The sequence below is a fragment of the Nocardia sp. NPDC058518 genome (assembly GCF_042719655.1).
Classification (GTDB): domain Bacteria; phylum Actinomycetota; class Actinomycetes; order Mycobacteriales; family Mycobacteriaceae; genus Nocardia.
Genome location: NZ_JBHXNJ010000033.1, coordinates 1 through 23,239 on the forward strand (window position 1 = coordinate 1; position 23,239 = coordinate 23,239).

A 23,239-nucleotide genomic window follows, 5' to 3' on the forward strand; every position below is an offset into this window, starting at 1 on the left:
ATGATCAGTCAGGCGCTCAACGTCCTACCTCGTGTCCCGGCCGCTGGGCGGCTGAGTCGGTGTCCGTGTCGCTCTGACTCGAATAAAGTTACGTGCCGACCAACACGAAGTCAAATCGCCTGGTAAATCCGGCGTTTCCCCAGGTCACGATCACCACACTACTGAGGGTTCGAGTCCCGCGCTCGTCGTCACACTTCACGAGCGATGACGGCGACTCATTGGCAACCGATCGTCGAAACCAGATCCGCGTCGATCCACAACACGCGTTCTACCTGGCGACATGATGCGACAACCGTAGACAAGGCCCACCCCCCGATATACAGTTTGCCGACATTCAGCAATTCTTTGGCTATCGCACGGGTGGAAGGTAGGCCGAGGTGACGGAGTATCTCGACTCGGTCGAGCGTCGCGCTTGGAACGCGGTGGTCACCCTCTCTATGCACCTACCGAGCGCACTCGACGCACGACTACAGCGCGAGTTCGGGATGACCCATTTCGAGTACCGGGTCATGGACTTGCTCCACGATGCCCCGGAGCACCGGATGCGGTTGAGCATGCTCGCGGTGCGTGGGCACGGGTCCATTTCCCGGCTCTCCCACGTGGTTTCGAAGCTGGAACGGGTGGGGTGGGCGCGGCGCGAGGCGGCGGAGTCGGGGCGCGGGATCGACGCGGTACTCACCGAGAGCGGGCAGGCCAAGGTGCTTGCGGCGATGCCGGACTATCTCGTCGCGGTGCGCACGCTGGTGCTCGACGGACTCGACGATCCGCAGAAGGCCGAGCTCGCGGTATTGGGCGAGCGGCTCTCGCTGCACCTCGTCCACATGCTCGACTCCTGAACCGGCTACCGGAAGACGAACAACGCCGCCCCGATGACCGGGGCGGCGTTGCCGGATGGATCAGGACAGTTCAGACGTTCGGCCGCCAGGTGGCCACTGCCCAGATCACCACGATGTCGACGGCGATGATCAGGATCGACCACCACGGGTAGTAGGGCAGCCACAGGAAATTGGCGATGATCGACAGGGCGGCGATCACCATCGCCGATATCCGGCCCCAGGTCTGGCCGGCCAGCAGGCCGATCGCGATGATCACCGCGAGCGCGCCGAGAATGATGTGCCACCAGCCCCAGCTGGTGAGGTCGAACTGGTAGGAGTACTCCGGTCCGACGACGATGAGATCGTCTTTGGCGACCGCGGAGATTCCCTGGAGAATCTGCAGGACACCGCCCACCGCCAGCAGGATGCCAGCGCCGATGGAGGTTCCTGCCGCGATTCCGTCGCGCAGGTGGTGCTGATTCGTGTCTGTCATCGCTGGGCCTTCCCGTGAGGTCAATGCCACGTGCCACCACGGCACACGACAACGGTAGGAACCCGGCGAGCCGCGCGCCTCACCCGTTGCGGGTGAACTCTCCTACCCGGCGCGACACCGGCCGCAGTGTTTTGCCGAGGTCGGTACGCAGGGTGATCAGCGCGTCGAGCAGGTAGTTCTGCCTGACCTGCCATGGATGACGGTCACCCTGGCGGGGGAACGCGGCGATCGAGCGCAGGACATAGCCCGCGTTCAGGTCGAGCAGTGGGCGTTCGGCGAGCGCACCCTTGGGTTCGGGGACGACCGCGGCGCTGCCGGTGCGGTCGAGGTGGGTGAGGACTTTGCAGACCAGCCGGGAGGTGAGGTCGGCGCGCAGCGTCCATGACGCGTTGGTGTAGCCGACGCAGATGGCGAAGTTGGGCAGGCCGGTGAGCATGGCACCCTGCCAGACGAACTGGTCGGCCAACGGCACGGGGGTGCCGTCGACCGAGGGCGCGATACCGCCGAAGGCCAGCAGGCGAAGGCCCGTGGCGGTGACCACGATGTCGGCGGGCAGCGTCTGCCCCGATACCAGGCGGATTCCCGCCGGGACGAAGGCGTCGATGCGGTCGGTGACCACCGAGGCTTTGCCCTTTTTCATCGCCTTGAAGAAGTCGGCGTCGGGGGCTGCGCACAGGCGCTGGTCCCACGGGTCGTAGTCGGGCGTGAAGTGCTCGGCGACGAGCTTGTCGTCTTTGAGGATGCGCGTGGTGAGGTCGGTGAGCAGTTTGCGCGCGGCGGCGGGGCGACGGCGGCAGAACTGGTAGAAACCGATGTTGAACAGGATGTTCTTGGTCCGGATCAGCCGGTGGGCGAGACCGGCGGGGAGCAGTTTGCGGATCTTGTCGGCCTGCTTGTCGCGGCCGGGAACGGGGCTGATCCAGGTGGGGCTGCGCTGCAACATGGTGACGTGCGCGGCGTCGGCGGCGAGGTTGGGCACCAGGGTGACTGCCGTGGCGCCGCTGCCGATCACGACGATCCGCTTGTCGCGGGTGTCGAGGTCGGCGGGCCAGAACTGCGGGTGCACCACGGCGCCCGCGAAGTCTTCCTGGCCGGCGAACTCGGGGGCGTGCGGCTGCTGGTAGTCGTAGTAGCCCGCGCAGGTGTAGAGGAAACCGCAGGTCAGGGTGCTCAGTTCGGGGCCCTCGGGGCCCTCGTGGGCGATGGTGAGCTGCCAGTGGGCCTGCGCCGATGACCAATCCGCGCCGATCACCCGGGAACCGAAGCGGACGCGGCGGTCGATGCCGTTCTCCTGCGCGGTCTCGCGGATGTAATCCAGGATCGCGGCGCCGTCGGCGATGGAACGAGCCGCCCGCCACGGCTTGAACGGGTAGCCGAGGGTGAACATGTCCGAATCCGAGCGGATGCCCGGGTAGCGGAAAAGGTCCCAGGTGCCGCCGAGGTCGGCGCGCGCCTCGAGGATGGCGTAGCTGCGGTGCGGGTGCTCGGTCTGTAGCCGGTAAGCGGCCCCGATGCCGGACAACCCGGCGCCGACGATGACGACGTCGAGGTGTTCGGGGGCAACGGCGGAGTCGGTCATGGGCTCCAGTGTGCCTGGCGCAGGACCGCGGCAGAAGAGTGTGTCCCGGTCGATCGCACGACGGCGGCCACCGTCGAGATTTCGGTATCGTCGGTGCCGTGTCGATCTTTCGGCGTGCGGGATGGTTGCTCGTCGGCGCACTGGTCACCGTGCTTGCTGCCGCGTTCGCTGGATGGCCGGTCTTCGTGCACCCCCAGATCGACCCGTTACGGCCAGCTGACGTGATCGTGGTGCTCGGTGGCACCGCCTACGAACGGTTCGACCTCGGCATCGAACTCGCCGAGCGCGGCCTTGCCCCCGAGGTGCTGATCTCGCAATCCACCGGAGCCGACGATCCGGTGATGGACAAATACTGCGGCGGCCGATTCGCCTTCCGGGTCTCGTGTTTCGTGCCCGACCCGTGGACCACCGACGGTGAGGCACGCGAAATCGTGCGGCGCGCAAAGATCTACGGCTGGCGCCACATCATCGTGGTCACGTTCACGCCGCATGTGTCGCGCGCCAGATACATCGTCGAGAAGTGCTATGACGGCGAGATCACCATGGTCGCCAGCCCGTCGGACTCCGGGCTGGAGTTCTGGTCGTGGATGTATGTGCGCCAATCCGCCGGGTACATCAGAGCTTTCGTCAATCAGCATTGCGAGACCGACTGACACCGGGTAGCCCGGCTCTTACAGTGAGATAGCGCTGCGGGGGCAGTGCTGGTGAGAGGACCGCCGATGCTTGTGGAGGATCTGCGCACTGTCGGAGACGACGCGCTGCGCACCCAGATCTGCGTCATCGGGTCGGGCCCCGCCGGCCTGACGGTGGCCACCGAACTCGCCGCCGCGGGACTGCGAGTACTGGTGCTGGAGAGTGGTGGTCACGAGATCACCGCGGATGAAACGGCATTCGCCGCGATCGAGAGCATCGGCGCACCCCGCGCGGAGCAACACCGGATCGCGGGAAACCGGGTGCTCGGCGGGAGCTCACACACCTGGGCCGGACGCTGTGGTGTGCTCGACGACCTCGACTTCGCCAACCGGCCATGGGTCGCGCGGTCCGGCTGGCCGATCGACGCGGGCGCACTGCGGCCCTACGCCGAACGTGCCGCCGCGCATGCCGGGCTCGGGCACGGCACCGGCTTCACCGAGAACGAGTTCTGGCCGCTGTCCGGGCGGCAAGCACCCGCTGACGCGCTCGACACTGCCTCGCTGCGCCCCTACTTCTGGCAGGTCAGCCGCGACCCGGCCAACCGGTTCGACTGCAAACGGTGGGGTCCGCACGTGCGTGACATCGTCGCGCCGACCGCGCGGGTGCTGGTGAACGCGACGGTCACCCATATCGACACCGATGCCACCGGCGCGCATGTGAATTCGGTCGAGGTGACCGGTGCGGGTGGGCGCGTGCGCACCGTCGAGGCGCGGGTGTTCGTGCTGGCCGCGGGTGGGATCGCCACGCCACGGCTGCTGCTTGCCTCGCGGCGCACCGTCGCCGGTGGGATCGGGAATCGGTACGACCAGGTCGGGCGGTATCTGATGGATCATCGCTGCGGGGTGGTCGCGACGCTGCGTCCCGCCGAGGCCGGGGCGGCGCTGGACCGGTTCGGCAGGTACGTGGTCAAGAGTGCGCGGGGTAGGCACACTTTTCTGCACGGGATGGCCTTGTCGCCCGCGCTGCAACGGCGCGAATCGCTGGTGAACTGTGCGCTGTGGTTGCAGGAGGTCACCGCCGCCGACGATCCGTGGGAGTCGGTGAAGCGGGTGTTGCGCGGGCGGGCGCGGTGGCAGGACGTGCGAATCATGATGGCCGACACCGGACTTCTGCTCGACGGTGCGCGACGCAGGTTGGTCGACGGCGTCGGGATACCGCATCGGCTGGCCGGTGTCGAGGTGCGGGCGATGGTGGAGCAGACCCCGGACGCCGACAGCCGGGTGCGGCTTTCGACGCGGACCGATCCGGTGGGAATGCCGCTGCCGCAGGTGGATTGGCGGATCGGCGAGCAGGAGGATCGGACGGTGCGGCGGGCTACGGCGTTGCTCGTCGGCGAGTTCGCCCGGCTCGGGTTACCGGCGCCGCAGGTTGTTCCCTCGGCGCTGCCCGGCAGCACCGATCCCCTGCCGCTCACCGACTGGGCGCATCCCAGCGGCACCACCCGGATGTCGGCCGATCCGCGGCGCGGGGTCGTGGACCAGCACTGCCGCGTGCACGGGGTGGACAACCTCTACATCGCGGGTAGTTCGGTGTTTCCGACGAACGGGCACGTCAATCCGACGCTGACCGTGATCGCGCTCGCGGTGCGCCTGTCCGACACGCTGCGCGCCGGGCTACTGGCCACTCCGGTACCGGACGCGCCGTCGGTGAACCACTGATCGCGCAGCGCCCGATTAGGCTTGGCCGGTGCCGGACTCGTCATCGACAAGCCATCCCCACGAACCCCATGCCGAGGGCCTCGCGACGCGGTTGAACTGGCTGCGCGCCGGGGTGCTCGGCGCGAACGACGGCATCGTGTCCACCGCCGGGCTGGTCGTCGGTGTCGCCGCGACCACGAACGATGCCCAGACGATCCTCACCGCGGGTATCGCGGGACTGGTCGCGGGTGCGATCTCGATGGCCGCGGGCGAATACGTGTCGGTGAGCACCCAGCGGGATTCGGAGAAGGCGCTGCTGGCCAAGGAGCGCCGCGAACTGGCCGACGAACCCGATTACGAACTGGCCGAACTGGCGGGGATCTACGAGAAGAAGGGGCTCAGCCCGGCCACCGCGCGCACGGTGGCCGCCGAGCTCACCGCCCACGACGCGTTCACCGCGCACGCCGAGGCCGAACTCGGTATCGACCCGCGCTCGCTCACCAACCCATGGGCGGCCGCGATCTCCTCGGCCGTCTCGTTCACCTGCGGTGCGCTGCTGCCCTTGCTGGCGATCGTGTTGCCGCCCACCGAATGGCGGGTGCCGGTGACCTTCGCCGCGGTGCTGATCGCCCTCGCGCTCACCGGCTCGGTGAGCGCGCGCCTCGGCGGCAGCAAACGCGGACGCGCGGTGCTGCGCGTGGTTGTCGGTGGGGCGCTGGCGATGGCGATCACCTACGGGATCGGCGCGCTCACCGATTCCATGACCGGCTGAACCGCGGCGCATCGATCCATCGGCCGGGTCAGTGCGTCGGGCCGAGGTCGAGGCGCCGGGTGACCCGATCGACAACGTCGGGGGGCATGCCGGGTTCGCGGCGGGCGGCTTGGGCCTCGCGGCGCCCTGCTTCGGTGACGGCGGCGCGGACCGCTCGCATCTGGGAAGCGAGTTTTCGTTCCTTGTCCAGAGCCGCCTTGGCGTCGGCGTCGGCCGCTTCGGGATCGGCTTTCGCGGACAATCGGCGCAAGAGCGCCTTGAGGTCCTCGTAGACGTCTTCGGGGAGATTGTCGCGGGCGGCGATCGCCTTGAGTTCGGTGAGTTCGGCGTTCACGACCCTGGTCCAGAGTGCCTGTTCGACGGCGCGTTCCTGCCGGGTGTCGGCGTGCACCCCGGTGAGTCGCACTACCAGCGGGAGCGTCGGCCCCTGGACGAGCAGGGTGAACAGCACGACCGCGAACGCGATGAACAGGATTTCCGAGCGGGCCGGGAAGTCGGCGCCGGTGTCGAGGGTGAACGGCACGGCCAGCGCCAGCGCCACCGTCGCGACCCCGCGCATTCCAGCCCACCAGGTGACGATCACCTCGCGCCAGGTGAACGGTTCGTCGGTGTAGGGCAGTTTGCTGCTGATCGCCCAGGTGGCCATCAGCCAGGCCAGGCGCAATCCGACGACGACCGCGATCACCGCGACGGTGACCCCGGCCAGCCCCGGCCAATTGTGTCCGGTGGTTTCGATGACCACCCGCAGTTCCAGGCCGATCAGGGCGAAAGCGAAACCGGTGATGAGCATTTCGGTGATGTCCCAGAACGAATCGGCGACCAGGCGATAGTCACGGTCGCCGATTTCGGTCACGGCATCGGTGAGATACAGCGCGCAGACCAGCACGGCGAGCACCGCCGAACCCTCCCAGTGTTCGGCGATGCCGTACGCGGCGAAGGGCAGCAGCAGACTCAGGGCGACTTGGCCGGTGGCGGTGTCGAGGTGCTTGGTGAGTGTGCTGCCGAGCCAGCCGAGCACCAGCCCGACGACGAGCCCGACCACCGCGGCGATCGCGAAGTCGGCGAGCGCGTGCCACGGACTGAACAGGCCGGTCATGACCACCTGGATACCGACGGTGTAGACGACGATCGCGGTGACATCGTTGAACAGGCCTTCACCGCCCAGGGTGACGATCAGTCGGCGTGGCAAGCCGAGGCGGCCCGCCATCGAGGTGGCCGCCACCGGGTCGGGCGGCGCGACAAGGGCGCCGAGCACTACGGCCGCGGCGACGGCGGTGCCCGGACTCCAGGCGTGGAAGACCGCGGCGACGGCGATCGCGGTGGCGATGACGAGGCCGACCGCGCGCAACGCGATGATCTGCCAGTTCTCGGCGAACTGCCGCCACGAGGTGCGGCGGGCGGCGGCGTAGAGCAGGGGCGGCAGGACCAGGGGCAGGATCAGCTCGGGTGGGATGTGCAGGCTCGGCACGGCCGGGATCAGGGCGAGCAGGCAGCCGAACAGGGTCATCAGGATCGAGGGCGCGAGACCGATGCGCGCACCGAGCGGTTCGGCGAGCACGGCCGCGAGCAGGATCACCAGAGTCAGCACCAACTGGTCCATAGCTGACCAGTCTCACGGACGTCGGCGGTGGGCGGGGATCGACCCGCCGCCGGTCAGGGGCGCGAACGGCGGACTAGACGCACCTGCGTCGACGGTGCCGCGGCCGCCAGACCGGCCGAGGCGGAGTCACCCACGACAGCGAGGGCGGGGTGGATCAGGGAAGGACGGCTGCCGCCGGTGGGAGCAGAATCGGCGGGAGCGGGAACGGGAGTTGCAGAACCGGGGGTGGTGGCGGCGGTGGGGGTGGCGCCGGGGCCGGTTCGGGTTCGAAGACCGGTGGCGGTTCGACAGGCGGGGGCGGCGGCGGCTCGTAGGCGGGCGGCTCGTAGACCGGAGGCGGCGGCGGGGGCTCGAAGGCAGGCGGCGGCGGTGCCTCGACGGGCACGGGCTCGGGGGCCGGTTCGGGTCCGGGCGGCGGAGGTGGGGGCGGAGGTGGGGGTGCGGGAGCCTGTACCGGTGGCTGGACATCGGGGGTGGTCACCGTGCATTGCCACTTGCCGTCGTCGTGGACGCGCCAGTGCGCGGTGATGCCACCGGCCGAGCAGTTTCCGCCGATCCGGCGGGCGGGCCACGGTGGCGCGAATTCCTTGGCGTCGTCGGCGGCTTGCTGATCGGCTCCCGCGATCGGGGGTCCGTTGACGTCGGATCCCATCGGGTTCACCGACGGGTTGTCGTCACCCTGGTCGGCGCGCAGTACCAAACCGAGCGCCACCACCAGCGCGAGTATCGCGGCGAGTACCGCCGCGATCGCGATCATCCGAGTACTGCTGCCGGTCCGTGTTTCGGGACCCTCGCTGCTCTCTGCCATCGCACCGCCTCCGCGGACCAGGTCCCCCGTCCAGCAGGCTACCGCACGGTTGCTCGCGGGCCACCCGGCTCGGCCGAACAACCACTGGCCAGGGCAGATACCTATATACGATGGTTGCCAGATATTTACTTGATCGCGACCCGCACCTTCACCGCGTCGGCGTCGGTGTTGTGCAGAGCCTGCGCGATCAGCGCGCTCAGGTCGAGCTGCGGCGCGGTCGCGGTGACCGATTCAGTGAGTGGGCGCAGCCCGGGCAGCAAGGCCGAGAGCTCGGGGCCGAGCTCGTTCAGCTTGGCGGTGAGCTGCTCGAGCAGCGGCACCAAACCACCGTCGCGCAGGTACATCTGCGGATCGCCGCCGCTTGCCCGCCCCACCGCCTCGACGAACTGATCGATCACCTGGCTCAGCCGGATGAAGGCAGGCGCTGCCGCCGAGGTGGCAGGCCCCGCCCAGCCGATATCGCCGGACACGTATTCGAAGTTGTTCTGTAGTTCGCCGATGGCAGGGGCGCGGCTCATGAGCGCCGCGGCGAGCAGATCGCCCGCCCTCGCCAGCTCGGGGACCACGTTCTCGGTGCCGACCATCGCCGTGCCGAGCGTATCGACCAGGGAGCCGACGACCGCGGGATCGAGCTGCTCGACGGTCTTGGTGACCAGTCGCGCGACCTCGGGGATCGACATCGGGGTGCGCACGTTCTCCCCGGACAGGCGCTGCCCGTCGGTGAGATAGGGACCGTTGGCGTCGCGCGGCACGAACTGCACATACGGCTCGCCAAGGGAGGACAGGTGCTCGACGGTGACGACGCTGCTCATCGGCACCTTGTGGTCGGCGCCGAACCGGAATCCGACCTGTACGCGACCGCTCGCCGAGGTATCGACACCGGTGACCTCGCCGATCTCGATACCGGTGAGCAGGATCGGCGAACCGACGCTGAGGCCACCGGAATTCGCGATCTCGATCGTCGCCGCGGTGTAGTCGGCGAACGGGTCGACGCGCACCACCCCGAAGGTCAGGTAGCTCGCGCCGAGCACGGTGATGGCGGCGATGCCGCCGAGGGAGGCCAGTGCACCGATCTTCATCGCACCATTCCGATCATCCGCAGCGCGGTGACGATCTGCGCCAGCTGGTCTTCTTCGGACACCTCGACACCGGTGACGTTCACCTTCGGTCCGCGCTCGGCGAAGGGAATGATCTTCTCGCGCAGCAGGGCGGTGAGCAGCGCCATGTTGGTCGAGGAGCGCAGGTCGGCCGAGCCACCGGTGGCCAGCGGCAGGAACGCGGTCGCGGCGGCGTCACCGGAGCTCGCGATCGGGGCAAGCCAGGTGAGCGAGGAACCGACCGGGCCGAGTGCGTCGAAGATCTTCATTGTCTTGGCGATCGAGTCCTGCGTGCCCGTCAGCGCGGCAACGGCCCCGGGGGTGAGGATGTCGGTCAGTGCTTGTTCGGTGTCGTCGTGCAAGATCGCCGCATTGCGGGCCAGCCCGTTGACCAGCAGGTCGACCTGGTCCAGATTCGCGGCCAGATCGGCGGCGTCGGCGCCCATCACCGCCGAGATGCGCGCGGTCTCCTTCGGATCCTGTGGCATCACCGAGTTGATCCGGCCCAGCATCTCCTGCAGCTGACCGATCGCCCCGCCCTGGACGAACAGGGCCATGGTGGCCATCGTGTCCTCCAGTTGCACAGGCGGTTTCGTGCGTTCGATCGGGATCGTGCCGCCGTCGCGCAACAGCTCGCCGAAGCCGTCCTTCGGGGTGGTGAGCGAGAGGTGGATATCGCCGAGGATGGTGTCCTGGCGCAGTTCGGCGATGGACTTCGTCGGCAACGCCACCGTGTCGAGGATGTCGGCCTCGACGATGACGTACCCGCCGCGGCCCGCGGGCGCGTCGGCGGGCTGGACCACCCGCACGCCGTCGACGATGCCGATCTCGGCGCCGTTTGCGATCACCTTCGACTTCGCGGGCAGGTTCAGCGCGCTGCTGAACTCGATCTGCACGCGGTAGGTCGACCCGTTGACGGTCGAGCCGGGTACCGGCACCTCCGCGGGGTCGAAACCACAGCCGCCGACCACGAGTCCGGCCGCGACAACGAGGGCGATGACACTGTGCCGCAACATCTTTCGGGTGTTCATCGAGCACCTGCCATTCCCAGCACGACCTGCACGAGATTCACATCGGCCAGTCCCTGCGCCGGATCCGGGCACTCCCCCGGAATCAGCGCGTTCACCGCGGTGCACACCTGATCGGCCTCGCCGCCGGGCAGCGCGACCTTCGGCGGCGCGTAGGTGATCGCGGTGCCGCCCGCGGGATCGGTGGCGCTGCGGAAGGCCGAGGCGAGCGCGGGCATCTTCGCCACGATCTCGCTCAGGGATCCGACGTTGGCGCGCAACAACTTCACCAGCGGGACCGCGTCGTCGAGGGCGCCGATCAGCGGGTCACCGAGGATGATGGCGATGTCGTTGAGCATCGGCAGCACTTCGCCGAGACCGTCGAACAGCGAAGTGGCCGGAATGAGCAGGTCGTCGGCGGCCATATTGAGCAGCGGAGCCAGGCGCACCAGCATCGTCTGCAGGTCACCCCAGTTGGCGGCGACCCGGTTCGACACCGAGGCGAACGCGTCGAAAAGGCTTGCGAGATGGCCGATGTCGGCATCGGGCTTGGTCATCGCCGAACCGAGCTTGTGGATGAGTTCGTTGACCGTGGGGCCGGTGCCCTCGGTCGCACGGTTGAGCGAGGACAAGCCGTCGGACAGGGCACTCGGCTCCCCCGCGGTACCGCCGGAGAGCTGATCGGACAGGCTCGCCAGCGCCGTGAGGGTTTCGGTGATGCTCTTGGGGGTCAGCGTTTTGGTGATGCAGCCACCTGCCAGCGGGGGCGCGGTCTTGCCGCTGGTGAGCACCGCCAGGTTGCGGTCCGCCGCGACCGAGTACGCGACCGTGGTCGCGGAAGCATCGGAGTAGACCGGGAATTCGGCGTCGACCTCGAATTCGACCCGCACCTTGGCGCCCTCGTTGCGCACCGCGGTCACCTGGCCCACGTCCATGCCGCGCATGGTGACGTGATTGCCCGGGTAGAGGCCGATCGCGTCGGGCATGAGCGCGCAATAGGATTCGGTCTTCTTCAGCGGATCGAAGGCGACGAAGTAGCCGCCGGTCACCAGCGCGACGAGCACCGCGACACCGGCGATCGACATGAACGCCTGGGATCCGAGCAGTCGTTTCAGCATCAGCACGCCTTCCCGGGCAGCGGCACGCACACGCGGGCGCTGGACTGGTCGACCACGACACCGGCTTCGGGGGTCGCCAGCTGCGACAACTTGGTCTGCAGGGCATGGACGGTCCCGATCACCGGCTCCAGCTGACCGCCGAGCTCGCCGAGCCGCGGCAGTGCGTCGGCCAGCGCCTGCGCCTGCGGTTTCAGGGTGGAATCCCAGCTCGGAGCCAGGCCGGCCAGCCGATTCACCACCGAGGTGAGCAACCGCACCGCTTCTGCCAGTTCGGCCTTCTTGCTCAGCAGCAGGTCTTCGAGGAGGTTGACGTTGTCCATCAACCTGCCCAGATCGGACTTGGCGCCGTCGTACATGGAGACGTACTCGTCGACGACCGCGATCGACTTCGACACCTGGGTGCGCTGCCGATCGAGCATGTCGACGTACTTGCCGACGGTGTCCAGTGTGGTGCGCAGTGCCTCCGGCGAGGTCGCGATCGCGGAGTTCGCGGCGGCCAGGTTGTTGCGCACGGTATCGCCGTCGACGGCGGCCAGCGGCGCGGTCGCATCCTGGAAGGTCTCGATCAGGCTGTAGGGCAGGCGGATTCGATCGGAGGGGATCGCCTTGTCGCCCAGCGGCGCCGAGCCGGCCGGGTAGAGCGCGACGTAGTGGCCGCCGACCACGGTGAGCATGCGGACATCGAGCGAGGTCTTGTCGCCGACGAATACCTCGTTGTTCACGGTGAACCGCATGAGCACCTTGTCGGGCTTCAGCTCCAGGGAAGTGACGCTGCCGACCGAGATGCCCGCCAGGCGTACGTCGTCGCCCTCGCGCACCGACTGCGCCTCGCTGAGCTCGGCGGTGTAGGTGTGCTTGCCCAGCGGCACCACGTAGACCACGCCCGCGGCGATGATGAACAGCACGACCAGGCTCAGGCCGATGATCCCCATCCGCAGCTCCCGTGCGCGTTTGCTCGCGTCATCGAGGATCGGGCGATCACCGGCGAACATCCCGGTGAGCTTCTTCAGCGGTTGCATACGGTGACCTTCTGTCCGGCGATCAGCACCTGTAGCGGCGCGGGCACCTCGGCGGCGCCATTGCTGCAGTGCGGCGTGAAGTCGGCGAAGCCGCGTGCGAGCGAGGCGTCGACCGTGGCCAGCAGACCGGGGAGCTTGCCGAATACCTCGACCGCTTCCTGTGGATTCGGGAAGAGCCCGCGGATCATCGCGTCGACATCGGCGCCGCCGCCTTCGACCAGGCCGAGCGAGGCGAGCAACCGGTCCACCGGTGCCAGCACCGAGGGCGCGGTCATCGCGAACTGCGCAACGCCGCCGATATTGCGCTGCATCGCCTCGAAGATGTCGGTGAGCCGGGCCAGCAGCGGCAGCAGGTAGCCGACCCGGCCACCGTGCCGGTCGCCCATGTCGGACAGGTTGCGGATCAGTGTGCCGATCACCTGCTGGCGGTCATCGGCATAGGTCGCGAGCTGGTCGATCGCGGACAGCGCCGGGCCGAGGCCGGTGCCGTCGCCCTCGATCACGGCGAGCATGCTCGCGGTGAACTGGTTGATCGCTTCCGGCGACAGCGTCGCGAGCACCGGCTTGAGGCCGCTGAACAGGCTCGTCACGTCGAAGGACGGGACGGTCATGTTCGCGCCGATCCTGGCGCCCGCGGCGATCGTCTTGCCCGGGTTGGGCGCCTGCTGCAGGTCGATGTAGCGCTGGCCGGTGAGGTTCTGGTAGCGGATGGCCAGCTTGGAGTTGTCGTAGATCGGGGTGTCGGTCTTGACCGTGATCGCGACCTTGGCCTTGTCGCCCTCGAGGCTGATCTTCTCGATCTTGCCCACCTGCACGCCGAACATCCGGACGTCGTTGCCGACCTTGAGGCCGTTGGCGTCGGTGAACAGCGCGTCGTGGGCGTTGGTGTCACCGTCGACCGGACGTTTGATCAGGGTGAACACGAACCCGAGGACGGTGATCATCACCAGGGTGAAGACGCCGAGGCGCAGTGCGGTTGCGCGAATCTTCATCGCCCACCGGCCTTTCCGAGCAGCGGCACCGCGATGCCGGGGACACCGCTGAGCTCGACGTCGAGGTTGAGGACAGGACCGTTCGGGCCGTCGGGCATGGCGCCGCGCAGGTTCTGCAGCAGGGCGGTGAGGTCGGCGCCGGTCCGGCGCGGGTTCGGCGACATCTGCGCCAGCGCGAGCAGCATCGGGGCGAGCATGTCGGTGGTCTCGGCGAAGTGCCCGCCCGCGGTGGTCAAGGTGGTGCTGAGGGCGGGCAGGATGGCGCCGCCGATCACCCCGACGCCGATGTCGTAGCGCTCCTTGTCGACCTGGGTGATCCGGATCTCGCTGAGCTGGTCGATCACGTGCATGGTGGCGCCCGCGAACTGACCGCCGCCGTCGAAGGCGGGGCCGAGCTTGCCGAACAGCTCCGAGGGCATCACGTCCTGGTTGTCGGCGATGGTCTTGGAGACGGTGATCAGGGCCTGCACCAGTGGGGTGAAGGCCTTGAAATCGGCGGCCAGCTGGGAGATGACGGTGGCCATCTGCGGGCTGGTCACGGTCATCCCGACCTGCGAGAGGCTGCGCAGGATCGCGCTCATCGTCGCGTCGTAGACCCGGTCGCCGTTCGCGCCGGTCAGATCGAGCACCGAGCCCTCGCGCAGCGGCGAACCGCCCGCGCCACGGCGCAATTCGATCTCGGCGATGCCGAACAGGTTGGTCGGGGCATAGTCGAGCGCGAGGCTGTCGTCGATGCCGACCAGTCGCGTCGAGTCGAGCAGCAACGCGATCTGCTGGGTGCCACGCTCGCCGGGGGTCACCTCGGCGACCTCGCCGACCGTCACGCCGTCGACACGGACCTGGCTGCCCGCGCTGATGCCGTCACCGAGGTGTTCGGTGTGCACGGCGATGCGCAGGCCGTCTTCGGCGCGCAGGTTGTCGTAAGCGACGAAGCCGAGCACGACCGCCGCGATCAGGCCGAGGATGATCGCGCCGGTCGTGCGCGCGGTGCGCCGATCGGCCGCGACGCCCGGCATTCCGTAGTTAGGCATGAGTCACCCCGTAAAACTGATCGCCGAGTTGAAGCCCCACAGCGCGATCGAGAGCACCATGTCGATGGCGATGATGGCCACCGAGCTGGCGCGCACCGCGCGACCCGACGCGATGCCGACGCCCTCGGGTCCGCCGGTGGCGAAGAACCCGAAATAGCTGTGCACCAGGATCACGACCGTGCCGAACACGGCCACCTTGACCACGGCGGCGATCACGTCGAAGCCGGTGACGAACTGGAAGAAGTAGTGGTCGTACACACCGGCCGACTGCCCGTAGACCATCGTGAGCAGCCCGCGGCAGGCGCCGTAGGACAGGATCAGCGCGATCAGGAAGGTGGGCACGATAGCGATGGCGCCCGCGATCACGCGGGTGGTGACGACGAACGGCACCGAACGCAGGCCGAGCGCCTCGATCGCGTCGATCTCCTCGGAGATGCGCATCGCGCCGATCTCGGCGGTGATCCGGCAACCCGCCTGCGCGGCGAAGCCGATGGCGGCGGCGATCGGAGCCAGCTCACGGGTGGTGGCGTAGGCCGAGATCACGCCGGAGACCGGGCCCATGCCGAGCATGTCGAGCGTGGCGAACGATTCGACGCCCACCGAGGCGCCCATCACCAGGCCGAGCACGATCATCATCGGGACGGTGCCGCCGCCGACGATGATCGACCCGCGGCCCCAGGTCATATCGGTGACCGCGCGCAGCGTTTCCTCGCGGTAGCGGCGCAGCGTCAGCGGTACCGAGGACAGCACCTGCCAGACGAACACCGCCACGAAGCCGAGTGATTCACCGGCGGAGACGAACCGCTTGCCGATGCGGGCGGGCTTGCGCAGCCAGTGCAGCGAGGTGGGGATATACGAAGAGGCAGCCATCACGCCAGCTTCGTCGGCAGGAACATGGCGCTGATCTGGCTGGCCAGCAGGTTCACGATCGCGATCGAGACCACCGAGAGCACCACCGCCGCGTTCACCGCGTCGGCCACCCCGCGCGGTCCGCCCTTGGCTTCCAGTCCGCGCTGGCACGAGATGATCACGACCAGGAAGCCGAAGATCAGTGCCTTGAGCAGCGACACCCACACGTCGGCGGTGGTCGCGAACGAACCGAAGGTCGACCAGTAGCTGCCCGGCGTCACACCCTGACCGCCGACGGCGACCGCGTAACCGGCCAGCACGCCGACGAAGATGATGAGCACATTGAGCATCGGGGCCACGATCAGCATCGCGACCATGCGCGGGATGACGAGCCGGTGCACCGGGTTGATGCCCATGGTGTTGAGCGCGTCGATCTCCTCGCGGATGGTGCGCGCGCCGAGGTCGGCCGCGATCGCCGCCGCCCCCGCGCCGCCGAGCAGGAAGCCGGTGGCGATGGGCGCGCCCTGCTTGATCACGCCGAGGCCGCCGGTCGCGCCGAGCATGGAGTCGGCGCCGAGGCTGTGGATCAGGTTGCCGACCTGGACCGAGACGATCACGCCGAACGGGATCGCCATCAGGACCGCGGGAATGGCGGTGACCGTGATCAGGCGCCAGGCCTGCACGAGGGTCTCACGCCACTGGAATTGCCTGCGGGCGATGTCGGAGAACGAGCCGCCGACCGATTGCTGTGCGAGATCGACCGCACGCCCGAAGGTCCGCAGCGACGACACGACGGTGTCGGTGAAGTTCTTGCGGACGATCTGGGTAGCGGAATCCGGCTTCGCGGAGTGCAGATCGACAGACATCAGGGATGCCTCCGGGCCGCTCGTGAAGCACGGGGCTTGGTGATTTTCATACCGCACTCTCTGGCTTCGGCGTCTTTGCCAACTCCAGCAAGCTAACCGGTACTCTGCGTCACAACAAAATTTCCAGTGGGTGACCCTCGTCGCTATTTCGCGGTTTCCATGACAGATCTACACGCCATGTGATCCGCAACACTCCAGCTACGGGCTAGCGGCGAGGAACACAAAAGCCGCGAACAACGCCAGGTGAACGCCACTGTGCAGCAAGGTCGCGCGACCCGGAACGATCGTCAGCGTGCCGACCACGACGGTCAGCGCGAGCAACACCATCTGGGTGGCGCCGAGACCGAGCACCAGCGGACCACTGAGCCAGATGGTCGCGATCGCGATCACCGGAATGGTCAGGCCGATACTGGCCATCGCCGAACCGAGCGCCAGGTTCAGCCCGATCTGCACCTGGTTGCGGCGCGCCGAGTTCACCGCGGCGATGGTCTCGGGCAACAGCACCAGCATCGCGATCACCACACCCACCGCCGACGGCGGTAATCCGGCCGAGGCGATCGCCGACTCGAGCGCGGGCGAGACCACCTTGGCCAAGCCGACCACGCAGATCAGAGCGAGCACCAGCATGCCGAGACTGATCAGCGCGGCCCGGTTGGACGGTGCGTGGGTGTGGGTGTCACTGTCGTCGACCGCGCCGCCGTCCTCCACCGGGAGGAAATCGTCGGGGTGACGGACCGTTTGCACCATCACGAACAGCCCGTAGAGCGCCAGCGAAGCGACGGCGGCGAAGGCGAGCTGCGCGGGCGAGAACTCCGGGCCTGGCGCACTGGTGGTGAAGGTCGGCAGCACCAGACTCAGAGTGGCCAGGGTCGCGACCGTGGCCAGCGCCGCACCGGTGCCTTCCGCGTTGAACACCGCGACCCGCCTGCGCAACGCACCGACGAGCAGCACCAATCCGAAGATGCCGTTGCAGGTGATCATCACCGCGGCGAACACGGTGTCGCGGGCCAGCGACGCCGCCTTGTCGCCGCCGGAGATCATCATCGTGACGATCAGGGCCACCTCGATCACGGTCACCGCCACCGCGAGCACCAGCGAACCGTAGGGTTCGCCGACCCGGTGGGCCACGACCTCGGCGTGATAGACCGCCGCCAGCACCGCGCCGACCAGCGCGACGCTCACCAGCACGACAATCAATCCCGGTACCGAACGACCCCAGCTGAGTACGAGTACGAGCGCGGCGAGGATGGGCACGTACATGGTCCATTTAGTCGTCAACGCGGCAATCATGGCCCCCATCCTTCCAGCTACGGCCGGGCGTACCCGGATCCGTCGCCGGATGGATCTCGGCGATGGATTCACTCACACCCACTCGATGGGGAACAATTCAGCGCGTGCGGACCCAGTTCACCCTCGAGCTCGTCGCTTTGGCCAACGATCTCACCCTGATGTCGCGCGTCGCTCATGACGCGACCGAGCGGGTCACCGCTGCGCTGGCCGGCGCCGACCTCACCGCCACCTATGAGGTGTTCGCACTCGACGAGCGGCTACAGCTGATGTTCGCCGCCTGCGAATCCCGCACCATGGCACTGCTCGCGTTGCAGGCACCGGTCGCGCGCGATCTACGTCATGTGGTGACCGCGATTCAGGTCGCGGGTGAGCTGTCGCGGATCGGCCGGCGCACCGAAACCGCTGGGCAGTACGTATATCGGGCGCATCCGGGTGTGGTCGCGCCGGTATCGGTGATCACCGAACTGGTGTCGATGGGCACGCTCGCGGCCGACTGCGTCGGGCGCGTGAGCGCGTCGGTGGCCAGCGGCCGGTTCGCCGCCGACGACGGCAGCGACAACGAGGCGATGGAGACGCTGTGCAAGCAATTGCGCACCGCGCTCACCGATGCCGACGTGAGCACCGAGGCCGCGATCGATATGGCGTTGCTCGGCAGTCAGTTCCAGCGTTGCGTCGACCATGCCGCCCGCATCGCACGGCTGATCCGGTTCCTGGACACCGGAATTCCGCCGGAATCGGGATCGCTGCCCGACTGATCGATTGTGATTTCCATCACCATGGGTTTGCACTCCGGAGCCACTGGTCACCTCCGTCGATAGACGAACGCTATTGAGCCGCAACCGGTCCGCGCTGCGGAGTGCGGAACCTCATAGCGGACAATCACTGACGACACCCGGTGCGGCCGTTAGGTTGTGCCGGTTCATTTTCGACGAATCATCTGGGTGGTACGGGCATGAAGTGGTCTTCGGTCAGCGGTTCTCCCCTGGGGCGAGCCCTGCTCGCCCTCGCTGCGGCGGTATGCCTGGCCGTGGTGGTCGCCTGTTCGAACTCGTTGCTGGACAAGGTGAGTCCGGGGCCTGCCGCCGCGGGCGCGGCGACGGTATCGGGCAAGGAAGTCGGCGACCTGGTCGCCACCCTCGTCGTCGCGAAGGAAGGCCCGATGACGGGCTACACGCGCGAGAAATTCCCGCACTGGGACACCAACAAGCCCGAGCACGGCTTCACCGGCGACCTGGCCCAGTACACGAAATGCACCAGCCGCGAAGTGATGATGCTGCGCGACGCCAACGGCAAGGTCACCCTCGACGCCAAGACCTGCGACTTGAAGGTGGCGGCCGGCGGCGGCTGGCAGGACCACTACGGCTTCATCGACAAGAAGACCGGCGAACTCGGGCCCTACAAGTTCATCACCGATCCGTCCAAGGTCGACGCCGAACACATTGTGGCCCTTGCCGAAGCGTGGCGATCCGGTGCCGCCGACCGCGACGAGGACACCCGCCGCCGCATCGCCAACGACTCGATGAACCTGGTCGCCGCCGACCCGTCGGCCAACCGATCCAAGGGTGATCAGGATCCCGCGAACTACTTGCCGCCGGGCAACTTCCGGTGTGCCTATGTCGAGCACTACGTCAAGGTGAAGGTAAAATACGCCTTGACCGTTGATACCGCCGAGCACACCGCGTTGCGCTCCGCAGTCGATGACTGCCTCCGCCGAGGAGAGTTCAAATAAGCGAACACATCGAGATCACCGCCGAGAGCGCCGTCATGACCGAAGAGGAAGGGACGGTGTCCGGCGAGCTCGATGTCATGCTCGACGACGCGGGCAAGGGCCTCGTCCGCTATCGCGGCACCGATACCTGGTACACGATCGGCAATATCGACTGCGAACCTCCCCGCACCTGGGACTGCGTCGCCGACCTTGTGAAGGCGATCAAGAAGGTCGCGGGCACCCGCGACGTCGCCGGGAACACGGTCGTCTTCGAAGCCTGAGGCTCGAGCTGGCAATCTGGTAGCTATGCCGACTGCCTATCGACAGCCTCCGCCCCCTGACGTCGCCTGGACCTCGCTGTGCCGCCGGACGCCGATCGTGGCAGCTCTGATCGCGACCGCGGCGGTGCTGATCACCGCCCTCACCTGGCAGGTCACCAGCGGCATCAGCGCGATGGATACCGCGGTACTCGATTGGATGATCGCGCACCGTGGCGAACCGCTCACCGGCATCGCCACGGTGATCACCGACCTGGGCGACACGCTGTCGATGACGATTCTGGCGGCGCTCACCGTCGGCTGGTTCGCGCTGCGGCGCAATCTGCCGGTGGCCGCACTGGTCGCGGTCACGTCGCTGGGGGCGGGCGTGCTGGTCTGGGTGATCAAACGTCTCGTCGGGCGCCATCGGCCGCCGGAGACGTCGCGGCTGGTGTTCGAGCCAAGCCTGTCCTATCCGTCGGGGCACACGCTCGGCTCCACGGTGGTCGTCGGCATCGTGGCGATCGTCCTGGTTCCCCAGATCACCAAGCACTGGCTCCGGACGGCCGCGACCGTCCTCGCGGTCGCCTTTCCCGTCGCCGTCGGGTTGTCGCGCATCTACCTCGGCGTGCACTGGACCACCGATGTGCTCGCGGGCTGGATCATCGGGCTGCTGTGGCTCGTCCTGTGTGTCACCGTGTTCACCCGCGTGCTGTGCCCTCAGCCCACCGCGATCACCACCTTGCCGAACGACGCGCCCGAAAGCAGGTAGTCGTAGGCGTCGGTGGCCTTGTCGGCATCGAATTCGCGGTCGATCACCGGGCGCAGGCGGTGCTCGGTGATCACCCGGTTCATCGCCTCGAAACCGGCGCGGCTGCCCACCGCGATGCGCCGGATGGCCAGGTAGGAGGAGCCGAACGGGTTGTCCGGCAGTGTTGTACCCGGTGCGGGCTAGCGCCGACCAGGCGACCAGGCCCGCGCAACTCAGGGTCGCCGCCTCCGCATCGGTGAGATGCGCGGGCACGTGCACGATCGAATCCTCTTCGATGAGTATGTAAGTGGCGAGAAATCCGTTGTAGTTCGCGCCGTACTGTTCGGCGGCGGTGGCGAGGGTTTGCGGACCGTCGACCCAGTGGACGACGTAGCTCGCGGTGATCCGGTCGCCGAGTCCCGCGCGGGTCACTCCGGGGCCGAGCGCGATCACCTCGCCGACGCCGTCGGACAGCGGGATGATGCCCGGGGTAGCAGGCAGCGGGTAGGTGCCGTCCATCAGCATCAGGTCGCGGCGGTTCACCGAGGTGGCGCGAACCCGGATCAGGACCTGACGCGGGCCCGGTTCCGGCCGCTGCTGCTCGGCCCGCGTCACCACCCTCACCTCCTTCGCGACCGCCACCGATGTCACCATCGCCGAACTTCACCTCGAGGCATTCCTGCCCGCCGACGCCGAAACCGCCCGCATTCTGGCGCTGCGCGCGACCCGTCGCTGATCGCGCCTGCGGGTCCGGGCGAATGCGGCAAGCCCTCGGTCGCAGCTGAGCAACAACCGAGGGCGTCCGGATCAGCCTGCGACAGTGGCGAATTCGTCCTGCACCGGTGCGTTCCAGTCGATGCGGTAACGCCGTTCGGCACCCATGGTCTTCTCCGGGTTCATCACCGTTTTGACCATGAGCGGCATCATCGCGTTCATCATCTTGCGGGCGAGCGGACCAGGCGTCTTGCTGTGGTTGATCTTGGCCGCGCGAGCCGCGATGCCTTCCACCCGGGCCCGCCGCAACTGCTCGTAGACGGCGAAAGCCTCTGTGGGCGAGGCGATATCGCGCAGGCAGCGCGCCAGCTGCACGGCGCTCTCGATCGCCAGTGACGCACCCTGTCCCGAGCTGTTCGACGGTGCGTGCACCGAGTCACCGACCAGCACCATGCGGTCGCGATACCAGTGCGGCACCGGCGGCATGATGTGCAGGGCGCCGGTGATCTCGAGGTTCTGCGCCGTGGTGCGGCGGGCGAATTCGGCGCCGGGCGAGTCGGGGGCGTAGGTCCGGCGCAGTATCTCCAGCCAGTGCTGCGCGGGCACGGCACGTGCCTCGGTGAGCGAAAGGTATTGCTTGCTCGGCAGATTCGCACCCCACGCCACGCGACCGTCGGCCAGCTTCCAGTACAGGTAGTAGGCCTTTGCGCCGAAGGCGAACACCATGGTGTCGTCGGGCAGGTCGAGGTCGGATTCGACCAGGGCACCGAAGCCGAGCATTCCGGTGTAGTCGGGTCCCGGCGCGGCCGGGTCGATCAAACTTCTTACGGTGGAACGAATTCCGTCGGCTCCGACGAGAACGTCGGCGGTCGCGGTGGAGCCGTCGGCGAAGTGCGCGGTGACGCCGCCGGGGTGTTCGTCGACCCGCGTCAGCCGCTTGTCGTAGTTGAACGGCACGCCCGCGGCGACCGCGTGATCGTGCAGGGCGCGGTGCAATTCGCCGCGATCGACCGCCTGTAGCGGCGGCTGGTCGGCCAGCACCGGCAGGACGTGTTCGCGACCGCCGACGCGCAGTCGCATCTGCGCGACCGGCAGGGCGATCTCGCGCACCGCGTCACCGGCGCCGATGATGTCGAGCGCCGCGACACCGTTGGGCGCCAGCGCGAGCCCGGAGCCGATGCCCTCGGACGGACCGGAATAGGCCTCGTAGACGTGGGCGTCGATGCCTGCCATACGCAGGGCGGTAGCGGCGACGGGTCCGGCGATGCCGCCGCCGATGATCAATGCGGAACGGGTGGTGGACATGGGTGATCTCCAGATCTGTGTCAGCGCCACCCAGCTATCCTGTGGTTGCCAGCCTCGTGGCCGGGTGCGCCTGGTTTCGGGACGGTTTCTCGGGCTCGGTGGCGTGTTGCCGCACACCACCGGGTCCGGGGTCTTGGCGGAGCTAGTCGTTCCCCCTCTCGCCGAGTTCGGGAATCTGCTCGGCGGGCATGCCGTCGACATGCCACTGCCGCCATAGCTCGAGGCCCTCGAAGGTGCCCGCGGCGAGTTCGTCGCGCAGGGAGCGTGCCCAGTTCGCCTCGGCTTCCAGCATCGCCAGGCCGAATTCGGATTCGACCAGGAACAGGCGGGGCAGCGTCAGTTCGGCCAGCTCGGCCCTGGTGGTCGCGATGGTCTGCTCCAATGCCGCGATCCGCGTGCCGAGCAGGACGACCACCTCGTCCGGTGGCAGCACCGCCAGAATCGACAGGCCCGCGGTGAACCGGTGATGTTCGGGCTCGGGTGCGGCGAGCAGTTCGCGGGTCCAGTCCGCCATCTCGGCGCGGCCCGCGTCGGTGATCCGGTAGATCACCCGCTCGGGGCGAGCACCGTCGCGTTCGCTGCCGATCACCTCGAGGAATCCGGCCTTCTCCATGTTCTGCACGACGGTGTAGAGCGAGCCCCACTTGATGTCCATGTCGCGGTCTTTGCCGTGGGCGCGCAGGGTGGCGGCGATCTCGTAGCGGTGCATCGGACGCTGCACGATCACCGAGAGCACGGCGAGCGCCAGCAGGTTGTTCACTTTGCGCTTCGTAGCCATCGCTGCCTCCTTACTCGTCTACGAATATACGTCTACGAGTATTCGCCGAGCAAGGTTTGT

General features: G+C 67.8%; 24 protein-coding genes and 1 pseudogene. 8 read left to right on the forward strand and 17 right to left on the reverse strand.

Going from position 1 to position 23,239, the window contains the following annotated elements; all coding sequences use genetic code 11:
* The first annotated feature begins 377 nt into the window (after positions 1-377).
* The gene (locus ACFWPX_RS34250; RefSeq protein ID WP_378932468.1) at positions 378-836 is read left to right on the forward strand and encodes a MarR family winged helix-turn-helix transcriptional regulator; all 459 of its coding nucleotides are present in this window, start codon (positions 378-380) and stop codon (positions 834-836) included.
* 70 nt (positions 837-906) lie between these two features.
* On the opposite strand, the gene ACFWPX_RS34255 is transcribed toward ACFWPX_RS34250, so the two are convergent.
* Together ACFWPX_RS34255 and ACFWPX_RS34260 are read right to left on the reverse strand one after the other, a co-directional pair.
* Complete coding sequence (locus tag ACFWPX_RS34255) at positions 907-1,308, reverse strand: hypothetical protein (protein WP_378921707.1); 402 nt, start codon at positions 1,306-1,308, stop codon at positions 907-909.
* 79 nt (positions 1,309-1,387) lie between these two features.
* Entirely contained in the window at positions 1,388-2,887 is a 1,500-nt protein-coding gene (locus ACFWPX_RS34260; protein ID WP_378932470.1) for a flavin-containing monooxygenase, read from the reverse strand.
* Positions 2,888-2,985: 98 nt separating this feature from the next.
* On the opposite strand from ACFWPX_RS34260, the gene ACFWPX_RS34265 reads away from it, so the two are divergent.
* The 3 genes from ACFWPX_RS34265 (at position 2,986) to ACFWPX_RS34275 (ending at position 5,989) form a co-directional block, all read left to right on the forward strand.
* Positions 2,986-3,540, forward strand: a complete 555-nt coding sequence (locus ACFWPX_RS34265; protein ID WP_378932472.1) for a YdcF family protein — start codon at positions 2,986-2,988, stop codon at positions 3,538-3,540.
* A gap of 66 nt (positions 3,541-3,606) precedes the next feature.
* Positions 3,607-5,238, forward strand: coding sequence for a GMC oxidoreductase (locus ACFWPX_RS34270; protein ID WP_378932474.1), 1,632 nt, complete (start codon positions 3,607-3,609; stop codon positions 5,236-5,238).
* Between the two features lie 28 nt (positions 5,239-5,266).
* Complete coding sequence (locus tag ACFWPX_RS34275) at positions 5,267-5,989, forward strand: VIT family protein (RefSeq protein ID WP_378932476.1); 723 nt, start codon at positions 5,267-5,269, stop codon at positions 5,987-5,989.
* Positions 5,990-6,017: 28 nt separating this feature from the next.
* On the opposite strand, the gene ACFWPX_RS34280 is transcribed toward ACFWPX_RS34275, so the two are convergent.
* The 11 genes from ACFWPX_RS34280 to ACFWPX_RS34330 all read right to left on the reverse strand — a co-directional run bounded on the left by ACFWPX_RS34280 (position 6,018) and on the right by ACFWPX_RS34330 (position 17,666).
* Complete coding sequence (locus ACFWPX_RS34280; protein WP_378932478.1) at positions 6,018-7,589, reverse strand: Na+/H+ antiporter; 1,572 nt, start codon at positions 7,587-7,589, stop codon at positions 6,018-6,020.
* A 154-nt stretch (positions 7,590-7,743) separates the two neighbouring features.
* Complete coding sequence (locus tag ACFWPX_RS34285) at positions 7,744-8,397, reverse strand: hypothetical protein (RefSeq protein ID WP_378921698.1); 654 nt, start codon at positions 8,395-8,397, stop codon at positions 7,744-7,746.
* A gap of 125 nt (positions 8,398-8,522) precedes the next feature.
* Positions 8,523-9,476, reverse strand: a complete 954-nt coding sequence (locus ACFWPX_RS34290; RefSeq protein WP_378932481.1) for an MlaD family protein — start codon at positions 9,474-9,476, stop codon at positions 8,523-8,525.
* Positions 9,473-10,525, reverse strand: coding sequence for an MlaD family protein (locus ACFWPX_RS34295; RefSeq protein WP_378932483.1), 1,053 nt, complete (start codon positions 10,523-10,525; stop codon positions 9,473-9,475). The genes ACFWPX_RS34290 and ACFWPX_RS34295 overlap by 4 nt, the downstream gene beginning before the upstream one ends.
* Entirely contained in the window at positions 10,522-11,619 is a 1,098-nt protein-coding gene (locus tag ACFWPX_RS34300; RefSeq protein WP_378932485.1) for an MlaD family protein, read from the reverse strand. Before ACFWPX_RS34300 ends, ACFWPX_RS34295 begins: the two co-directional genes overlap by 4 nt.
* The gene (locus tag ACFWPX_RS34305) at positions 11,619-12,638 is read right to left on the reverse strand and encodes an MlaD family protein (RefSeq protein ID WP_378932488.1); all 1,020 of its coding nucleotides are present in this window, start codon (positions 12,636-12,638) and stop codon (positions 11,619-11,621) included. Before ACFWPX_RS34305 ends, ACFWPX_RS34300 begins: the two co-directional genes overlap by 1 nt.
* A complete protein-coding gene (locus tag ACFWPX_RS34310) occupies positions 12,626-13,630 on the reverse strand; it encodes an MlaD family protein (RefSeq protein WP_378921689.1) in 1,005 nt (334 codons plus the stop codon). The genes ACFWPX_RS34305 and ACFWPX_RS34310 overlap by 13 nt, the downstream gene beginning before the upstream one ends.
* Positions 13,627-14,661 (reverse strand): MlaD family protein, encoded by a 1,035-nt coding sequence (locus ACFWPX_RS34315; protein WP_378932491.1) that lies wholly within the window; start codon positions 14,659-14,661, stop codon positions 13,627-13,629. Before ACFWPX_RS34315 ends, ACFWPX_RS34310 begins: the two co-directional genes overlap by 4 nt.
* A 3-nt stretch (positions 14,662-14,664) precedes the next feature.
* Positions 14,665-15,531: an MlaE family ABC transporter permease gene (locus tag ACFWPX_RS34320; protein ID WP_378921685.1), complete on the reverse strand. Its 867-nt coding sequence runs from the start codon at positions 15,529-15,531 to the stop codon at positions 14,665-14,667.
* Positions 15,531-16,376: an MlaE family ABC transporter permease gene (locus tag ACFWPX_RS34325; protein WP_378921683.1), complete on the reverse strand. Its 846-nt coding sequence runs from the start codon at positions 16,374-16,376 to the stop codon at positions 15,531-15,533. The genes ACFWPX_RS34320 and ACFWPX_RS34325 overlap by 1 nt, the downstream gene beginning before the upstream one ends.
* Positions 16,377-16,574: 198 nt before the next feature.
* Positions 16,575-17,666 carry a calcium:proton antiporter gene (locus tag ACFWPX_RS34330; RefSeq protein WP_378932494.1) on the reverse strand — a complete coding sequence of 364 codons (1,092 nt, stop codon included), beginning with the start codon at positions 17,664-17,666 and terminating at the stop codon, positions 16,575-16,577.
* A gap of 104 nt (positions 17,667-17,770) precedes the next feature.
* Between ACFWPX_RS34330 and ACFWPX_RS34335 the strand changes: the two genes are divergently transcribed.
* From ACFWPX_RS34335 to ACFWPX_RS34350, 4 genes are all read left to right on the forward strand, one after another.
* The gene (locus tag ACFWPX_RS34335; protein WP_378932497.1) at positions 17,771-18,421 is read left to right on the forward strand and encodes a phosphate uptake regulator PhoU; all 651 of its coding nucleotides are present in this window, start codon (positions 17,771-17,773) and stop codon (positions 18,419-18,421) included.
* Between the two features lie 197 nt (positions 18,422-18,618).
* The gene (locus tag ACFWPX_RS34340) at positions 18,619-19,395 is read left to right on the forward strand and encodes an HNH endonuclease family protein (RefSeq protein ID WP_378932499.1); all 777 of its coding nucleotides are present in this window, start codon (positions 18,619-18,621) and stop codon (positions 19,393-19,395) included.
* 35 nt (positions 19,396-19,430) lie between these two features.
* Positions 19,431-19,655, forward strand: coding sequence for a hypothetical protein (locus tag ACFWPX_RS34345; RefSeq protein ID WP_378921676.1), 225 nt, complete (start codon positions 19,431-19,433; stop codon positions 19,653-19,655).
* A 25-nt stretch (positions 19,656-19,680) separates the two neighbouring features.
* Positions 19,681-20,403 (forward strand): phosphatase PAP2 family protein, encoded by a 723-nt coding sequence (locus ACFWPX_RS34350; RefSeq protein ID WP_378932503.1) that lies wholly within the window; start codon positions 19,681-19,683, stop codon positions 20,401-20,403.
* Here ACFWPX_RS34350 and ACFWPX_RS34355 read toward each other — a convergent pair.
* The 4 genes and pseudogenes from ACFWPX_RS34355 to ACFWPX_RS34370 all read right to left on the reverse strand — a co-directional run bounded on the left by ACFWPX_RS34355 (position 20,352) and on the right by ACFWPX_RS34370 (position 23,179).
* Complete coding sequence (locus ACFWPX_RS34355; protein ID WP_378932506.1) at positions 20,352-20,513, reverse strand: zinc-binding dehydrogenase; 162 nt, start codon at positions 20,511-20,513, stop codon at positions 20,352-20,354. The genes ACFWPX_RS34350 and ACFWPX_RS34355 overlap by 52 nt on opposite strands.
* A gap of 196 nt (positions 20,514-20,709) precedes the next feature.
* Positions 20,710-21,036, reverse strand: a pseudogene (locus ACFWPX_RS34360) (alcohol dehydrogenase catalytic domain-containing protein); the annotation flags it as partial.
* Positions 21,037-21,189: 153 nt separating this feature from the next.
* Positions 21,190-22,401, reverse strand: a complete 1,212-nt coding sequence (locus ACFWPX_RS34365) for an FAD-dependent oxidoreductase (protein ID WP_378932509.1) — start codon at positions 22,399-22,401, stop codon at positions 21,190-21,192.
* Between the two features lie 142 nt (positions 22,402-22,543).
* Positions 22,544-23,179 (reverse strand): PadR family transcriptional regulator, encoded by a 636-nt coding sequence (locus tag ACFWPX_RS34370; protein ID WP_378932512.1) that lies wholly within the window; start codon positions 23,177-23,179, stop codon positions 22,544-22,546.
* Positions 23,180-23,239 lie beyond the last annotated feature (60 nt).

Coding starts and splice junctions, on each gene's coding strand:
- ACFWPX_RS34255 (WP_378921707.1), bottom strand. CDS start 1,308: ATGACAGACACGAATCAGCACCACCTGCGCGACGGAATCGCGGCAGGA.
- ACFWPX_RS34260 (WP_378932470.1), bottom strand. CDS start 2,887: ATGACCGACTCCGCCGTTGCCCCCGAACACCTCGACGTCGTCATCGTC.
- ACFWPX_RS34270 (WP_378932474.1), top strand. CDS start 3,607: ATGCTTGTGGAGGATCTGCGCACTGTCGGAGACGACGCGCTGCGCACC.
- ACFWPX_RS34280 (WP_378932478.1), bottom strand. CDS start 7,589: ATGGACCAGTTGGTGCTGACTCTGGTGATCCTGCTCGCGGCCGTGCTC.
- ACFWPX_RS34285 (WP_378921698.1), bottom strand. CDS start 8,397: ATGGCAGAGAGCAGCGAGGGTCCCGAAACACGGACCGGCAGCAGTACT.
- ACFWPX_RS34290 (WP_378932481.1), bottom strand. CDS start 9,476: ATGAAGATCGGTGCACTGGCCTCCCTCGGCGGCATCGCCGCCATCACC.
- ACFWPX_RS34295 (WP_378932483.1), bottom strand. CDS start 10,525: ATGAACACCCGAAAGATGTTGCGGCACAGTGTCATCGCCCTCGTTGTC.
- ACFWPX_RS34300 (WP_378932485.1), bottom strand. CDS start 11,619: ATGCTGAAACGACTGCTCGGATCCCAGGCGTTCATGTCGATCGCCGGT.
- ACFWPX_RS34305 (WP_378932488.1), bottom strand. CDS start 12,638: ATGCAACCGCTGAAGAAGCTCACCGGGATGTTCGCCGGTGATCGCCCG.
- ACFWPX_RS34310 (WP_378921689.1), bottom strand. CDS start 13,630: ATGAAGATTCGCGCAACCGCACTGCGCCTCGGCGTCTTCACCCTGGTG.
- ACFWPX_RS34315 (WP_378932491.1), bottom strand. CDS start 14,661: ATGCCTAACTACGGAATGCCGGGCGTCGCGGCCGATCGGCGCACCGCG.
- ACFWPX_RS34320 (WP_378921685.1), bottom strand. CDS start 15,531: ATGGCTGCCTCTTCGTATATCCCCACCTCGCTGCACTGGCTGCGCAAG.
- ACFWPX_RS34325 (WP_378921683.1), bottom strand. CDS start 16,376: ATGTCTGTCGATCTGCACTCCGCGAAGCCGGATTCCGCTACCCAGATC.
- ACFWPX_RS34330 (WP_378932494.1), bottom strand. CDS start 17,666: ATGATTGCCGCGTTGACGACTAAATGGACCATGTACGTGCCCATCCTC.
- ACFWPX_RS34340 (WP_378932499.1), top strand. CDS start 18,619: ATGAAGTGGTCTTCGGTCAGCGGTTCTCCCCTGGGGCGAGCCCTGCTC.
- ACFWPX_RS34345 (WP_378921676.1), top strand. CDS start 19,431: ATGACCGAAGAGGAAGGGACGGTGTCCGGCGAGCTCGATGTCATGCTC.
- ACFWPX_RS34350 (WP_378932503.1), top strand. CDS start 19,681: ATGCCGACTGCCTATCGACAGCCTCCGCCCCCTGACGTCGCCTGGACC.
- ACFWPX_RS34365 (WP_378932509.1), bottom strand. CDS start 22,401: ATGTCCACCACCCGTTCCGCATTGATCATCGGCGGCGGCATCGCCGGA.
- ACFWPX_RS34370 (WP_378932512.1), bottom strand. CDS start 23,179: ATGGCTACGAAGCGCAAAGTGAACAACCTGCTGGCGCTCGCCGTGCTC.